Origin of the sequence: Pseudomonas alkylphenolica (genome assembly GCF_004025535.1) — a bacterium.
Lineage (GTDB): Bacteria > Pseudomonadota > Gammaproteobacteria > Pseudomonadales > Pseudomonadaceae > Aquipseudomonas > Aquipseudomonas alkylphenolica_A.
Window position 1 is genome coordinate 39188 of the sequence record NZ_QJRG01000038.1, and the last position, 13517, is coordinate 52704.

The 13517-nt window shown below is 58.5% G+C and carries 13 protein-coding genes and 2 tRNA genes; 1 reads left to right on the forward strand and 14 read right to left on the reverse strand.

What is annotated here, in order from left to right; genetic code table 11:
- Nucleotides 1-114: 114 nt before the first annotated feature.
- The 14 genes from rpsO to rlmE form a co-directional block, all read right to left on the reverse strand.
- Nucleotides 115-384, reverse strand: coding sequence for a 30S ribosomal protein S15 (rpsO, locus tag DM813_RS08625; protein ID WP_010222985.1), 270 nt, complete (start codon nt 382-384; stop codon nt 115-117).
- Nucleotides 385-537: 153 nt separating this feature from the next.
- The gene (gene truB, locus DM813_RS08630) at nt 538-1455 is read right to left on the reverse strand and encodes a tRNA pseudouridine(55) synthase TruB (protein WP_128323007.1); all 918 of its coding nucleotides are present in this window, start codon (nt 1453-1455) and stop codon (nt 538-540) included.
- A gap of 3 nt (nt 1456-1458) precedes the next feature.
- Complete coding sequence (gene rbfA / locus DM813_RS08635) at nt 1459-1857, reverse strand: 30S ribosome-binding factor RbfA (RefSeq protein ID WP_038606777.1); 399 nt, start codon at nt 1855-1857, stop codon at nt 1459-1461.
- 121 nt (nt 1858-1978) lie between these two features.
- Nucleotides 1979-4492: a translation initiation factor IF-2 gene (infB, locus tag DM813_RS08640; RefSeq protein WP_128323008.1), complete on the reverse strand. Its 2514-nt coding sequence runs from the start codon at nt 4490-4492 to the stop codon at nt 1979-1981.
- A gap of 27 nt (nt 4493-4519) precedes the next feature.
- A complete protein-coding gene (nusA, locus tag DM813_RS08645; RefSeq protein WP_128323009.1) occupies nt 4520-6001 on the reverse strand; it encodes a transcription termination factor NusA in 1482 nt (493 codons plus the stop codon).
- Nucleotides 6002-6060: 59 nt separating this feature from the next.
- Nucleotides 6061-6519: a ribosome maturation factor RimP gene (rimP, locus tag DM813_RS08650; RefSeq protein WP_164897221.1), complete on the reverse strand. Its 459-nt coding sequence runs from the start codon at nt 6517-6519 to the stop codon at nt 6061-6063.
- Between the two features lie 129 nt (nt 6520-6648).
- Nucleotides 6649-6725: transfer RNA gene (locus DM813_RS08655), tRNA-Met, on the reverse strand.
- A 97-nt stretch (nt 6726-6822) separates the two neighbouring features.
- Nucleotides 6823-6908, reverse strand: a tRNA-Leu gene (locus DM813_RS08660).
- A gap of 19 nt (nt 6909-6927) precedes the next feature.
- Nucleotides 6928-7314: a preprotein translocase subunit SecG gene (gene secG, locus DM813_RS08665; protein WP_128323010.1), complete on the reverse strand. Its 387-nt coding sequence runs from the start codon at nt 7312-7314 to the stop codon at nt 6928-6930.
- Nucleotides 7315-7317: 3 nt separating this feature from the next.
- Nucleotides 7318-8073, reverse strand: a complete 756-nt coding sequence (gene tpiA / locus DM813_RS08670) for a triose-phosphate isomerase (protein ID WP_128323011.1) — start codon at nt 8071-8073, stop codon at nt 7318-7320.
- 66 nt (nt 8074-8139) lie between these two features.
- Nucleotides 8140-9480 carry a phosphoglucosamine mutase gene (gene glmM, locus DM813_RS08675; RefSeq protein WP_128323012.1) on the reverse strand — a complete coding sequence of 447 codons (1341 nt, stop codon included), beginning with the start codon at nt 9478-9480 and terminating at the stop codon, nt 8140-8142.
- A gap of 11 nt (nt 9481-9491) precedes the next feature.
- On the reverse strand, nt 9492-10343 hold the full coding sequence (folP, locus tag DM813_RS08680) for a dihydropteroate synthase (protein ID WP_128323013.1): 852 nt from the start codon (nt 10341-10343) through the stop codon (nt 9492-9494).
- An 8-nt stretch (nt 10344-10351) separates the two neighbouring features.
- Nucleotides 10352-12259 carry an ATP-dependent zinc metalloprotease FtsH gene (gene ftsH, locus DM813_RS08685; protein ID WP_128323014.1) on the reverse strand — a complete coding sequence of 636 codons (1908 nt, stop codon included), beginning with the start codon at nt 12257-12259 and terminating at the stop codon, nt 10352-10354.
- A 212-nt stretch (nt 12260-12471) separates the two neighbouring features.
- Entirely contained in the window at nt 12472-13095 is a 624-nt protein-coding gene (gene rlmE / locus DM813_RS08690) for a 23S rRNA (uridine(2552)-2'-O)-methyltransferase RlmE (protein ID WP_128323015.1), read from the reverse strand.
- A gap of 101 nt (nt 13096-13196) precedes the next feature.
- On the opposite strand from rlmE, the gene yhbY reads away from it, so the two are divergent.
- Nucleotides 13197-13505 (forward strand): ribosome assembly RNA-binding protein YhbY, encoded by a 309-nt coding sequence (gene yhbY / locus DM813_RS08695; RefSeq protein ID WP_038606752.1) that lies wholly within the window; start codon nt 13197-13199, stop codon nt 13503-13505.
- Nucleotides 13506-13517 lie beyond the last annotated feature (12 nt).

The following is a 13517-nucleotide window of genomic DNA, read 5'->3' on the forward strand; positions in this document are numbered from 1 at the left end:
AAGCGAGACAGACAGCCAACCTCATAGATACGCGCGGCGTGCTCATCGCTGCCGATGCCAGGCACCGGAAGCGAGGAATGCAGCACGCCGTGCACACCACTGGCCAGGCCGCTATTAGCGACGCAGACCCAGGCGACCGATCAGGGCGCTGTAACGAGTGGTGTCTTTGCCCTTCAGGTAGTCCAGCAGCTTACGACGCTGGTTAACCATGCGGATCAGACCACGACGGGAGTGGTGGTCTTTGCCGTTGGCCTTGAAGTGGCCTTGCAGCTTGTTGATGTTGGCGGTCAGCAGTGCAACTTGCACTTCTGGGCTACCGGTGTCACCGGCGGCTTGCTGGTATTCGCCAACGATCTTTGCTTTTTCTTCAACGCTGAGTGCCATCTGGCTTCTCCAAATCAAGGGAAACCGAACAAACGGTTTCCAATAGGCCAGGGACAAATCCCTGTATTCATAAAGTGAGGCATGACCATGCCTATTAACAGCCATCCTCTTTACCGCCAGTGCCAGGCCGTAGCCTGAAACTGAAGGTTTCGATCATTCCGACCGAATCAAACGACGAGGCGCGATACGCCCGTCTTCGCTCACTTCACCGATACCGATGAAGCGACCGTTGTGATCTTGTACCCGGACCATACCGAACTTCGGCGCCTCGGGGGCTCTTACCGGTTGGCCATGCAGCCAGTAAAACGCGCTGTGCTCGGAGAACTGCAGCAGTGGCCAGTCTTGCAGACCGCTGTCAGACGGCATCAGGAAGCGATCGACTGCTTCGTTGCCACCTTCGGCGTGGACCGCTTCGAGTTCTTCGAGGGTCACGGTCTGGGCCAGTTCGAACGGCCCGGCATGCGTGCGGCGCAGTTCAGCGACATAAGCCCCGCAACCCAACACCTCGCCGATATCCTCGACCAGGGTGCGGATGTAGGTGCCTTTGCTGCAACCAACCGACAGGCGCACCCGAGTGCCTTCGCACTCAAGCAGCTCCAAGCGGTTAATAGTAACAGAACGCGCTTCACGCTCCACTACTTCCCCTGCACGGGCAAGCTTGTACAACGGCTGGCCGTCGCGCTTGAGCGCCGAGTACATCGGAGGTATCTGACTGATTTCACCACGAAATTGTGGCAGAACTGCTTCAACATCGGCGCGACCAACGGTCACGTCCCGAGACTTGAGCACTTCGCCTTCAGCATCGCCCGTGGTGGTGGTCTGTCCCAGTTGCATTACCGTCTCGTAACCCTTGTCGGAGTCGAGCAGATACTGGGAAAACTTGGTGGCCTCACCGAAGCACAACGGCAACACGCCACTGGCCAGCGGGTCGAGACTGCCGGTGTGACCGGCCTTCTCGGCATTGAGCAGCCAACGGACCTTCTGCAGGGCGGCGTTGGAGGTGAACCCCAACGGCTTGTCGAGCAGGATGATACCGCTGACGTTACGGCGAATACGTTTGACCTGGGCCACCGCTTACTCCTTGGTGTCCGGGGTATCGGCGGCCTGGTGCTGACTGTCTTCGGCAACAGCACGCTCGATCAGCGCCGACAGGTGGGCACCGCGCGTCACGCTTTCGTCGTAGTGGAAATGCAGTTGCGGCACGCTGCGCAGTTTCATTTCCTTGCCCAGCTGCATGCGCAGGAAGCCTGCAGCAGAGTTGAGCACTTTGAGGCTTTGCTTGATGTCTTCAGCGCTGTCCTGGCCCATCACGGTGATATACACCTTGGCGTGGCCGACATCGCGGCTGACGTCGACGGCGGTGATGGTCACAAGGCCAACACGTGGATCTTTGACTTCGCGACGAATCAGTTGAGCCAGCTCACGCTGCATCTGATCGCCAATGCGTTGGGTACGGCTATATTCTTTTGCCATTTTTGCTACCTGTAACTAAAGCGGCAAACGCCCGACCAGGCTTGAGCCTGACCGGGCGTTGCGTTCAGAGTCGCTGACGACCGCCTTGCGACGGGCGTTTCGCGCCTCCCATGCTCGATACTTAGAGCGTACGAGCCACTTGGACTTTCTCGAAGACTTCGATCTTGTCGCCGACTTTGACGTCGTTGTAGCTCTTCACGCCGATACCGCATTCCATGCCGGCACGGACTTCGGAGGCATCGTCCTTGAAGCGACGCAGCGATTCCAGTTCGCCTTCGAAGATCACCACGTCCTCGCGCAGTACGCGGATCGGACGGTTGCGGTAAACCACACCCTCGGTGACCATACAGCCGGCGATAGCGCCGAACTTCGGCGAACGGAACACGTCACGCACTTCGGCGATACCCAGGATATTCTCGCGAACATCGCTGCCGAGCATACCGGTCAGGGCTTTCTTGACGTCTTCAATGATGTCGTAGATTACGTTGTAGTAACGCATATCCAGACCTTCCTGCTCGACGATCTTGCGCGCGCCGGCATCGGCACGCACGTTGAAGCCGAACAGTACTGCATTGGAGGCCAGGGCCAGGTTGGCGTCGCTTTCGGTGATACCACCGACACCGCCACCAATCACGCGCACCTGTACTTCGTCGTTGCCCAGACCGCTCAGGGAGCCCTGCAGGGCCTCGAGAGAACCACGCACATCGGACTTGAGCACGATGTTGAGGGTCTTCTTCTCTTCCTGGCCCATGTTCTCGAAGATGTTCTCGAGCTTGCCAGCGTGGGCGCGAGCGAGTTTGACTTCGCGGAACTTGCCTTGACGGAACAGGGCAACTTCGCGGGCCTTCTTCTCGTCAGCCACTACCGACAGCTCGTCACCGGCATCCGGCGTACCGTCCAGGCCGAGGATCTCGACCGGGATCGCAGGACCCGCTTCTTTAACAGGCTTGCCGTTTTCGTCGAGCATGGCGCGTACACGGCCGTAGTTCGAACCGCACAGGACCATATCGCCCTGACGCAGGGTACCGTCCTGAACCAGCACGGTAGCCACCGGGCCACGACCCTTGTCCAGACGCGATTCAACGACAACACCACGACCCGGGGCCGATGGAGTGGCCTTGAGCTCGAGGATCTCGGCCTGCAACAGAACAGCTTCAAGCAGCTCGTCGACACCGGTACCCATCTTGGCGGAAACCTTGACGAACGGCGTGTCACCACCCCATTCCTCGGACGTTACGCCTTCGACGGCCAGTTCGTTACGGATGCGATCGAGATCAGCACCTGGCTTGTCGATTTTGTTCACGGCTACAACCAGTGGAACGCCGGCAGCCTTGGCATGCTGGACCGCTTCCTTGGTTTGCGGCATTACACCGTCGTCCGCCGCAACCACGAGGATCACGATGTCGGTAGCCTTGGCACCCCGGGCACGCATGGCGGTAAACGCGGCGTGACCCGGAGTATCGAGGAAGGTGACCATACCGCGGTCGGTTTCCACGTGGTAAGCACCGATGTGCTGGGTGATGCCACCGGCTTCGCCAGCAGCTACCTTGGCACGACGGATGTAGTCGAGCAGCGAGGTCTTACCGTGGTCAACGTGGCCCATTACGGTCACGACCGGCGCACGGGTCTCGGTCTCGCCTTCGAACTTCAGCGATTCGGCCAGGGAATCTTCCAGGGCGGTGTCACTGATCAGCGTGACCTTGTGGCCCAGCTCTTCGGCGACCAGTTGAGCGGTCTCCTGATCGAGCACCTGGTTGATGGTCACCGGAGTGCCCAGCTTGAACATGAACTTGACGACTTCAGCGCCCTTCACCGACATCTGGTTGGCCAGATCGGAAACGGTGATGGTCTCGCCGATTTGCACGTCACGGATAACCGGGCCGGTCGGGCTCTGGAAACCGTGGGCATTGCGCTTCTTCGGCTTGCCCTTGCCACGGCCACCACGACGGAAGCCATCGCTTTCTTCGTCGGTGGTACGCGGAGCGGCACGCGGAGTTGGCGCCTTTTCCTTTTCCTTGACCTTGACCGACACGCGCGGCGCTTCGTTGCGGCGCTCGCCGCCACGACGATCGTCGTCACGCGACTTGTCGTTGCGACGCACGTCGTCTTTCTTGCGCTCGGCAACCGGTGCCGGCGCTGCATCAGCAGCCTCGATTACCGGAGCTGGCGCTGGAGCAGCCGGGGCTGCGGCGGCAGGCGCAGCAGCCGGGGCTGCACCTGCTGGCTGGCGACGCGCTTCTTCTTCGGCACGCTGACGCGCTTCAGCTTCGGCTTTCTCGCGGGCAGCGTTCTCGACGGCCCGGCGCTCTTCCAGCTCGCGCTTCTGCTCGGCCTGGATTTCTTCCGGGCTGCGCTGAACGAATACTTTCTTCTTGCGTACTTCTACGCTGATGCTCTTGCTACCGGCAACACGCAGGGTGCTGGTGGTCTTGCGCTGCAAGGTAATCTTGCGCGGCTCTTCCACCTTCGCCTTGTGGCTGCTTTTCAGATGAGTCAGCAGAGCCTGCTTCTCACTGTCGGTCACTACCTGACCGGCGTCGGTGTGCGGCAGACCTGCCTCACGCATCTGCTGCAGCAGGCGCTCTACCGGTGCAGCGACCTCTTGGGCCAATTCTTTCACCGTGACTTGCGTCATGCACTTCTCTCCTCAGGCCGCGCCTAATTACTCGAACCAGTGGGCTCGGGCGGCCATGATCAACTTGCCGGCACGCTCTTCGTCGATGCCGTCGATGTCGAGCAGGTCGTCAATCGACTGCTCGGCCAGGTCTTCGCGGGTAACTACGCCGCGCACCGCCAGTTCCATCGCCAAATCCTTGTCCATACCCTCAAGCGAGAGCAGGTCTTCGGCCGGATGGGCGTCTGCCAGCTTTTCCTCAGTAGCGATGGCCTTGGTCAACAAACGATCCTTGGCGCGAGCACGAAGCTCATTGACGATGTCTTCGTCAAAGCCGTCGATGTTGAGCATTTCTTCCAACGGTACGTAGGCAATCTCTTCCAGGCTGGTGAAGCCTTCATCGACCAGCACCTGTGCCAGCTCTTCGTCGACTTCCAGCTCGTCGATGAAGTTGCGCAGGATGTCACCGGTTTCAGCTTGCTGCTTGGCCTGGATGTCCGATTCGGTCATCACGTTCAGGGTCCAGCCGGTCAACTGGCTGGCAAGACGCACGTTCTGGCCACCACGGCCGATCGCCTGGGCCAGGTTGTCTGCACCCACTGCGATGTCCATGGCATGGGCATCTTCATCGACGATGATCGCCGCGACTTCAGCCGGCGACATTGCGTTGATGACGAACTGTGCCGGGTTGTCGTCCCACAGGACGATATCCACACGTTCGCCGCCCAATTCACCGGACACTGCCTGAACACGCGAGCCGCGCATGCCGATACAGGCACCTTGCGGGTCAATGCGCTTGTCCTTGGAGCGTACGGCGATTTTGGCACGCGAGCCCGGATCACGGGACGCGGCCATAACTTCGATCAGGCCCTCGGCGATTTCCGGCACTTCAATGCGGAACAACTCGATCAGCATCTGTGGCGCGGTACGCGACAGAATCAGCTGAGGACCACGGTTCTCAGTGCGAATTTCCTTGAGCAGGGCGCGCAAGCGCACACCAACACGGAAAGTTTCGCGCGAGATAATGTCTTCACGGGCCAGCAGCGCCTCGGCGTTGTTGCCCAGGTCAACGATGACGTTGTCACGGGTGACCTTCTTGACGGTGCCGGAGATGATTTCACCCAGACGCTCGCGGTAGGCATCTACCACTTGAGCGCGCTCGGCTTCACGAACCTTCTGCACGATGACTTGCTTGGCGGTCTGGGCAGCAATGCGGCCGAACTCGATCGATTCGATTTTCTCTTCGATCACGTCGCCGACTTTGGCTTCAGGATGGGAGTCCTGGATTTTGGCCGGCCATACTTCGATCGCCGGATCGTCCAGATCCTTTTCCTCGACGACTGTCCAGCGACGGAAAGTCTCGTAGCTACCGGTGTGGCGATTGATTTCCACACGCAGGTCGACTTCGTCGTCAAAACGTTTTTTGGTTGCAGTGGCCAGAGCCACTTCCAGCGCTTCAAAAATTACGCCGGCCGGTACGCCCTTTTCGTTGGATACCGACTCAACAACCAGCAGTACTTCTTTGCTCATCGTACGCCTCGCCTTTCGCAAGCCATTGGATCCGCGCGGTCCGCGGGATCCGGCACGCCTCAGTCAAAACTGGGAATAATGTTGGCCTTGTCGATCGAATCGATCGGCAACAGGAACTCTTGGTTATCCACCTGAACAACCACATCCTGCTCCTCCACGCCACGGAGGAGGCCCTGAAAGTTACGACGACCTTCAAAGGGCGTGCGCAGCTTGATCTTCACTTGTTCGCCGGCATGCGAAGCGTACTGTTCCAAAGTGAACAGCGGGCGATCCATGCCAGGAGAGGACACTTCAAGGGTATATTCGGAACTGATTGGATCTTCGACATCCAGAATGGCGCTGGCCTGGTGACTGACGATTGCGCAGTCATCAACCAGAATGCCTTCCTCTTTATCGATATAGATTCGCAGGACCGAATGTTTGCCTTGAGAGATGAATTCGATCCCCCAGCATTGATAGCCAAGAGCCTCGACCACCGGGGCCAACAAGGCCTGCAACTGTTCTAGCTTGCTCGACACCTGAACCCCCTCGTGCATGCTATGCAAATAAAAAATGGGCAAAGCGCCCATCCCTGATACGCCGTTGAATACCGGCGCTATGACTGTTCAGCCAAGAAAAAGCCCCTGCAAAAGGGGCTCCGCTGATACTGGTTGCGGGGGCTGGATTTGAACCAACGACCTTCGGGTTATGAGCCCGACGAGCTACCAGACTGCTCCACCCCGCGACAAAGCTGGGGCGAAAGTATACGACCGAACCCTGACAGGGTCAATCTAACCTCCACCTACAAGAAAGCCCGCTGTAGCGGGCTATCTTGTTTCAATTGGTACCGAGAAGGGGACTCGAACCCCTACACCCTATGGGCACAACCACCTCAAGGTTGCGTGTCTACCAATTCCACCACCTCGGCAATACTACTTTGAAACCCGTTACTTCTGCTCTTGAGCGGGAGGAACATCGCCAGTGTTAGTGGCTTCGCTCTTCTGCTCCTGGAGCACCGGTACATCATCTGTTGCCGGTTTTTGCTGCTTCACTTCAAGTACCGCTGGATCTGGCAAACCTGCTTGAGTCAGCTCATGAGCTTTCTCTTTAGCAAAGTATCCTAACCCAAGAGCAGTTAAGAAGAAAGAGGCAGCTAGTATAGCAGTAAACTTACTCAGAAAGGTAGCAGAACCTTGGCTTCCGAACACAGTATTTGAAGCACCTGCGCCGAAAGATGCACCCGCTTCCGCACCTTTACCCTGTTGCAGCAACACCAGCACTACCAAACCCAGTGCGCCCAACAGATGAAACACAACGATCACTGTTTCCAGCATTTTTCAGTTTCCTGCGGCGCGACAAATTGCACCGAATTCGTCTGCGTTCAGGGAAGCCCCACCAATCAGGCCCCCATCGATATCCGGCATGCCGAACAGTTCAGCCGCATTGGCCGCCTTCACGCTGCCGCCGTATAGAAGCCGCACATTCTTCGCGACTTCGGCATTCTCTGCCGCCAGCTGTGCGCGGATGGCTGCATGCACATCCTGCGCTTGCTGTGGCGTGGCCGTCAGACCGGTGCCGATGGCCCAAACAGGCTCATAGGCAATCACCGCATTGGCGAAAGCTTCAACACCGAATGCTTCGATGATGCTGCCCAGCTGACGCCCGACAATCTCAAGCGTTTTCCCCGCTTCGCGCTCTTCGAGGGTTTCCCCTACGCAGAGCACCGGCTTCAAACCGCAAGCCTGTGCCGCAGCGAACTTGCGATTCAGAACTTCGTCGCTCTCGCCAATGATCTGGCGGCGCTCCGAGTGCCCAATCAATACCAGCCCGCAACCTGCCTCGACCAGCTGACTCGGTGCAATTTCACCGGTCAGTGCGCCTTGCTCAGGCTCTACCGCAGAATTCTGAGCGCCGACGGTAATCGACTTCCCGTGCAGCCCATCAATCACCTGATTGATGTACAGCGCGGGTGGAAACACCGCGACCTCAACACCGCTCGGAAGGTCTTGAATACTCAAGCCCTTGATCAGCTCAGCGACGCTGGCGCGGGTACCGTGCATCTTCCAGTTACCAGCTACCATAGGGCGACGCATGCTGTACCTCGTCGGTCAAAGTGGGCGCAGATGTTACCCAACCCGATCACTGCTGGCAAGCGTATTTCAAACGCAAACTTCACTTACCAGTTTTGCCAGCGTTTCAGCGTGTGCACGAACCTGGCTTTCGTCGTCGCCTTCGACCATGACGCGGACCAAAGGCTCTGTTCCGGACTTGCGCAACAACACACGGCCACGCCCGGCCATTTCCTCGGTCACACGCGCACTGGCCTCTTTCACTGCAGGGTGCTCCAGCGGGTCAACCTTGCTTGCGCCGAAGCGTACATTGATCAGCACCTGCGGGCACTTGCGCAGCGCCTGACGGGCGTGAGCCAGGGTTTCTCCGCGACGCTTGAGAGACAGCAGCACCTGCAAAGCGGCAATGATCGCATCGCCGGTCGTGGTGTGGTTACAGCACACGACATGCCCGGAGTTCTCGCCACCGATCACCCAGTCGCGCTCCAGCAACTCGGCCATCACATAGCGGTCACCCACCTTGGCACGCACAAACGGGATATCCAGGTCCTTCAGGGCCAGCTCCAGGCCCAGGTTACTCATCAGCGTACCGACTACGCCGCCCTGCAGCTTGCCACGCTCCTTGAGGTCGCGGGCGATGATGAACAGCAACTCGTCGCCATCGACAATGGCCCCGGTGTGATCGACCATCAGCACCCGGTCACCGTCACCATCAAAAGCGATACCCAGATCAGCATGCCCCACCAGAACCGCTGCCTGCAGCGATTCGATGTGGGTTGACCCGCAGTTCTCGTTGATGTTCAGGCCGTCTGGCTGGGCCGACAGCACCGTCACCTCTGCACCCAGCTCACGAAACACGCTAGGGGCCACTTTGTACGTTGCGCCATGCGCACAATCGATCACAAGCTTCAGGCCAGCAAAATCGGTGCTGGTCGGCACGCTGCTTTTGCAAAACTCGATGTAACGCCCGGCCGCGTCATTGATTCGCGACACTTTGCCCAACTTGCTCGACTCGACCACTGTCATGGGCTGATCGAGCAACTCTTCGATCATCAGCTCCACCGCATCAGGCAACTTGGTGCCCTGGCCGGAGAAGAACTTGATGCCATTGTCGTCATGCGGGTTGTGCGAAGCGCTGATGACAATGCCCGCTTCGGCATGGAAAGTACGGGTCAGGTAAGCGATGGCAGGGGTCGGCATCGGCCCGAGCAGCATTACATCGGCACCTGCGGCGGACAAACCGGCCTCCAGGGCAGACTCGAACATGTAGCCAGAGATACGGGTATCTTTACCCACCAGCACCCGGCATGCACCCATTTTGCGGAACGCCATGCCCGCAGCCCAACCGAGCTTGAGCATGAAATCCGGTGTGATTGGATATTCGCCGACACGGCCACGAATGCCGTCGGTACCAAAATATTTTCTGCTCATAGACGCTCCACTTACTCGGCGGTTTGAACCGCCTCAATCATTCGCACGATATCGGCCGTTTCGGCGACATCGTGAACGCGCAGGATACTTGCGCCCTTGGTCATCGCCAACGCGGCCAGAGCCAGGCTGCCATAGAGCCGTTGCTCGACTGGACGATCCAGGGTTTGCCCGATCATGCTTTTGCGCGAAACACCCACCAGCAATGGTCGCCCCAGGCGGTAGAGGGACTCCATGTGCTTGAACAGGCTGAGATTGTGCGCAAGCGTCTTGGCAAAGCCGAAACCCGGATCAAGGATGATCCGCCCGGCATCAATGCCCACTGCTGCACAGGCAGCCATTCGTTGTTCAAGATAGCTCGCCACTTCGGCGGTGACATCGTCGTAATGCGGATTATTCTGCATGTCGCCCGGCTCACCGCGCATATGCATCAGGCACACCGGCAAACCGGTGGCCGCCGCCGCATCCAGGGCGCCATCACGAGTGAGCGAGCGCACATCGTTGATCAACCCGGCACCCAGCCGTGCGGACTCGCGGATAACTGCAGGTGTCGAGGTATCGACCGAGATCACTACATCCAGCTCGCGATTGATCGCTTCAACCATGGGCGCAACGCGCTCAAGCTCTTCAAGCGCGGAAACCGCCCTGGCACCGGGCCGAGTAGATTCGCCACCGATATCGATCAGCGTAGCGCCTGCCGCGACCATCGCCTCGGCATGACGCAACGCTGCATCTTGCTGATTGAAGCGACCGCCGTCGGAGAAGGAATCAGGGGTGACATTGAGGATACCCATGACATGGGTACGGGACAAATCAAGAACCCGGTTGCCGCAAGGCAACCGGGCTGGGTACTGCTGTGAGGTCATAAGAACCCTTAGAGTTGCGCTGCAGGGCCGCCAATCGGCGATTCCGGACGATCACCCTGCTGCGCAGGAGTGCCCGAAGTGCCCGACCCACCTTCCCAGTCACGCGGCTCTCGCGGCGTGCGACCGGCCATGATGTCGTCGATTTGCTCGGCATCAATGGTTTCGTACTTCATCAGCGCATCAGCCATTGCATCAAGCTTGTCGCGATTGTCGGTAAGGATCTGCTTGGCGGTCGCATAGCACTGGTCGATGATGCTGCGCACCTCGGAGTCGATCAGCTTGGCCGTCTCGCCAGAGACACTGGCGTGCTGCGAGCCGGCACTGCGCCCCAGGAACACCTCGCCTTCTTCCTCGGCATACATCAACGGCCCCAGCTTCTCGGACAGGCCCCATTTGGTGACCATGTTCCGGGCAATCTGGCTGGCGCGCATGATGTCGTTCGACGCACCTGTCGTTACACCGTCAAAACCCAGCGTCATCTCTTCGGCAATACGACCACCGTAGAGCGAGCAGATCTGGCTGATCAGTGCGCGCTTGGAGAGGCTGTAACGGTCCTCTTCAGGCAGGAACATGGTCACACCCAAAGCGCGGCCACGCGGGATGATCGACACCTTGTAGACCGGATCGTGCTCAGGCACGACGCGCCCGACAATAGCGTGACCAGCCTCGTGATAAGCGGTGTTCTGCTTCTCTTTTTCCGACATGACCATGGTCTTGCGCTCAGCGCCCATCATGATCTTGTCTTTGGCCAGCTCGAACTCTTTCATTTCAACAACGCGCTTGCCGCCACGCGCGGCAAACAACGAGGCTTCGTTGACCAGGTTGGCAAGGTCGGCACCGGAGAACCCTGGGGTACCACGGGCAATCACAGCGGGATTGACGTTTTCGCCAATCGGCACTTTGCGCATGTGCACCTTGAGGATCTGCTCACGGCCACGGATATCCGGCAAGCCAACGACAACCTGACGGTCGAAACGACCGGGACGCAGCAGCGCCGGGTCGAGTACGTCCGGACGGTTGGTCGCAGCGATGACGATGATGCCGTCATTCATTTCGAAGCCGTCCATCTCTACCAGCAACTGGTTGAGGGTTTGCTCACGTTCATCGTGACCGCCACCCATGCCGGCGCCACGATGGCGACCAACGGCATCGATTTCGTCGATGAAGATGATGCACGGCGCGTGCTTCTTGGCCTGTTCGAACATGTCGCGAACACGGCTGGCACCCACACCGACGAACATTTCGACGAAGTCGGAACCGGAGATGGTGAAGAACGGTACTTTTGCTTCGCCGGCAATCGCCTTGGCCAGCAGGGTCTTACCGGTACCCGGTGGGCCAACCATCAGCACACCACGCGGAATGCGGCCACCCAGGCGTTGGAACTTGCCCGGATCACGCAGGAATTCGACCAGCTCGCCCACTTCTTCCTTGGCTTCGTCGCAACCGGCGACATCGGCCAGGGTGGTCTTGACCTGGTCTTCGGAGAGCAGGCGCGCCTTGCTCTTGCCGAAGCTCATCGGCCCGCCCTTGCCCCCGGCACCGCCTTGCATCTGGCGCATGAAGAACATGAACACGGCAATGATGACAAGGATCGGGAAGCTGGCTACGAGCAACTGGGTCCAGATGGACTGCTGTTCAGGCTGCTTGCCTTCGACCACAACGTGGTTGTCGACCAGATCGCCGATCAGGCCGTTGTCCTGGATGGCCGGACGGATGGTCTTGAAGCTGTCGCCATCAGTACGTTTACCGGTGATGACATAGCCATCGACCGCTACGCGCTCGACCTTGCCATCCTTGACCTGCTGAATGAAGTCGGAATAGTTGAGGGTCTGCGGCTCATTCGGGCTGGAGAAGTTGTTCATCACCGTCACCAGGACAGCGGCGATGATCAACCACAGGATCAAGTTCTTTGCCATATCGTTCAATTAGCTACCCTCTGAAGCCGGCTGACGGCGCAGCCGTGCCTCGCATGATATTCACCGGCCTAACTTACTACATAACCCACACATCTGCAGGCGCCGTCTGTAACCCTTTGTGAAACCTAGACTACACGATGTTCATCCAAGTCAGGCAGGACATCCGATTGGAAAAAACTATCGGATGCCCCGGAAGCCACCGGCTTGAAGCCTTACTCGCCGCGATAACCCCGTGCCAGCAAGTACTGCTCGCGGGAGCGATCCCGTGAGGAATCCGGCTTGAGCATCTGGACCTTGTCGAATTTCTGACGAGCGTCCTTCAGATATACGTCAAATCCTTCGCCCTGGAAAATCTTGATCAGGAAATCACCACCCGGCTTAAGCACCCGGGTCGCCAGATCGAGGGCCAGCTCGCACAGGAACATGGCCTTGGGGATGTCCACGGCAGGCGTACCACTCATATTGGGGGCCATATCGGAAATCACAAGGTCTACATGTGAATTACCGACCGCAGCAAGGATCTGCTCCAGCACTTCGTCCTGAGTGAAGTCGCCCTGGACGAAGGTTACGTCTGGAATACTGTCCATTTCGAGGATGTCGGAAGCAATCAGACGGCCCTGACCGCCGATCAGACGACTGGTAACCTGTGACCAGCCACCCGGCGCCGCACCCAGGTCGACTACGCTCATACCAGGGCGGATAATTCGGTACTTTTCCTGAATTTCCAGCAATTTGTAGCTCGCACGCGAGCGATAACCGTCCTTTTGCGCCTTTTTGACGTAAGGATCGTTGAAGTGTTCTTTCAGCCAGCCAAGGCTTGTCTTGGAACGCGCCACTGGGCACCTCGATGATTAGGGTCGTGATTAACTGGGCGGATCCACGGGCCCTCGGGTAAAATGGCCGCCATTTTTACAGAATCAGACACAAGGGTCAGATTATGCCGCTCAATAACGAGCAGAAGAAACAGTACAAATCCATTGGCCACGATCTGAAACCAGTTCTGATTGTGGCAGGCAATGGGCTGACTGAGGGCGTTATCGCCGAACTCGAACGCGCCCTGGCCGATCATGAACTGATCAAGGTCGAGATTCGCTCGGAAGATCGGGAAGAACGTGCCGCTGCAATTGCCGCACTGTGCAAGGCCGGTCGCGCCGAACTGGTGCAGACCATTGGGAAAAAAGCACTGATCTACCGCCGCAACCCACAGCCGAACAAGCAGCTGTCGAACATCCATCGCTACAAGTGATGTTCGTTCCGG